This window comes from Gilvimarinus gilvus, from assembly GCF_030518155.1.
Classification (GTDB): Bacteria; Pseudomonadota; Gammaproteobacteria; order Pseudomonadales; family Cellvibrionaceae; genus Gilvimarinus; species Gilvimarinus gilvus.
In genome coordinates this window covers 1-333 of the sequence record NZ_JAULRU010000655.1, presented here as the reverse complement: position 1 = coordinate 333, position 333 = coordinate 1, and the positions used below count along the sequence as shown (strand labels likewise).

The window sequence follows — 333 nt, the reverse complement described above, 5'->3', positions numbered from 1 at the left end:
CTTGCATGGCGCCGAAGGCCATTTCGTCATTGGCCGACCACACCAGGCCGATGTTCGGGTAACGCTGCAGCAGCAGCTGCGCCTGCTCGTAGGCCCGCTGTCGGCTCCAGCCGCCATACACCACCTGACGCAGGCGCACCTGGGGGAAATCGGCCAGCGCCCTGCGCATACCCTGCTCGCGCAGTTGCGAGGCCGGCGTGGTCTTGACGCCGACAAACGCCAGCAACTCTACCGGGCCATGGCCACGTGGCAATCGCGCGACCATCTGATGCAACATCTCGAAACCCGCCTGTTCGTCATTGCTGGTCAGTGTGCCCAGTGGCGCGGCAAACT

At 64.9% G+C, this 333-nt stretch carries 1 protein-coding gene; it reads right to left on the bottom strand.

Annotation, left to right across the window (positions count from 1 at the left end; all coding sequences use genetic code 11):
- The coding region (locus QWI17_RS16665; RefSeq protein ID WP_302723656.1) for a substrate-binding domain-containing protein at window positions 1-333 on the bottom strand (333 nt) is incomplete at both ends.